This is a genomic window from Elioraea rosea, assembly GCF_007644105.1.
Classification (GTDB): Bacteria; Pseudomonadota; Alphaproteobacteria; order Acetobacterales; family Acetobacteraceae; genus Elioraea_A; species Elioraea_A rosea.
Map to the genome: position 1 here is coordinate 1 of NZ_VFAC01000089.1, position 1,466 is coordinate 1,466.

The window sequence follows — 1,466 nt, forward strand, 5'->3', positions numbered from 1 at the left end:
GCGCCGATGCCGCGCGGCTTCTGGCGGAAGGCGAGGCGGCGGCGCGGGCCGGCAACCTCGCCGAGGCGCGGGCGCGGCGCGATGCGCTCGCCACCCTCGCCGCACGGCTCGCGGCCGACTACTCGGTTCGCATCGTCAACCGCCCCGGCGAGCCGTCGGGCGTGTGGCGCGTGCCTGCGCTGAACCCGGCGGCGCGCAACTTCTACCTGATCGTCGAGGCGGTGGATGCCGAGGGCCGCCCCGTCGCCGTGCCGATCACCAGCGAGGAGGATGGCGAGACCCGCCGCGTGTCGCGCTGGGGCCAGCGCGTGCCGGAGGCGGAGTTCGAGCGCGTGCGCCGCGACAAGCTCGCAGACGGCATCCTCGACCAGCCGGTGATCGGGCGTAAGCCGGCCGGCACGCTGACGACGCAGTGGACCGTCCAGACCCAAGGGGGAGCGATCCTGTCATGGCGCTAGGCGCATTCGGGGGCGGGCTCGGCAGCATGCACCCGTTGTCGGTTCTCGAGCAGACCGACAAGCACCTGGCTGCGGCGAGCCGTGAGGCCTCGGCCGCGCAGGAGGAGGCCGACAGCCTCGCCGCCCGGCGCGAGGCGCTGCGCGCGGAGGAGGCCGAGGCGCTCGGCGCGCTCGCGCGGCTCAGGCTCGCGGAGATGACGGAGGCCGAAACTCTCATCGGCGCGCTCGATGCCGCCTCGGCGCGGCTCGGCGAGCAGCTGCGCGCGCGGGCCGAGGAGATGGGTGCGGCGCGCAATGCGGTCGCCGCGGCGCGAGAGGCGCTCAAGGCCGCAGAGACGAGGCGGGACGCGGAGGCCGCCGCGCTTCGCTCGGCCGACGCGGAGGAGGCGCAGGCGCTTGCCGCCACCGCCGCGAAGGCCTCGGAGGACAGCGAGCAGAAGCGGCTCGACGAGGCGGCGGAGGCGGCGGCGCGCGTGGCACAGCACGCCGCGCAGAAGGCCGAGTTCGCCCGCCGCGACCTCGACGAGAAGGGCAGGCCGTACCGCGACGATCCGCTGTTCGCGTATCTGTGGGATCGCGGCTACGGCACCGCGCGCTACGAGGCCTCGGCGCCCGTGCGGTTCATGGATGGCTGGGTGGCGCGGCTTGCCGGCTACGAGGCGGCGCGCCGCTCCTTCGCGCTGTTGTCCGACCTGCCTGGCCACCTCGCAGCGCATGCCGAGCGCATGGGCAAGGCGGCGGACGAGGCAGCAGGTGCGGCGCGCGCGCATCGCCGCCGCCTCGCAGGGCTTCCCGAGACGCCCGAGGCGGCCGCAGCGGAGCTCGACGCCGCGGAGGACGCCGTTCTCGCCGCGCAATCGGCGCTGCACGAGGCCGAGGAGAAGCTCGCCGCGCTCGCCGCAGGCGACGACGACGCGACGCAGGATGCCGCCCGCGCGCTCGAGCGTGCGCTCGCGCAGAAGCCGCTGCGGGCGTTGCGCGACGAGGCGGCGCGGACGCCGACGCGGG

1 protein-coding gene and 1 pseudogene are annotated in these 1,466 nt (G+C 76.0%); both read left to right on the forward strand.

The genetic code is table 11. The features are described 5' to 3' along the window. On the forward strand, positions 1-458 hold a 458-nt coding region (locus FIF60_RS21845; RefSeq protein WP_204251285.1), incomplete at its 5' end, for a DUF6384 family protein. Continuing rightward, positions 449-1,466 (forward strand): annotated as a pseudogene (locus FIF60_RS21420) (hypothetical protein); the annotation flags it as partial. The gene FIF60_RS21845 and the pseudogene FIF60_RS21420, both read left to right, overlap by 10 nt.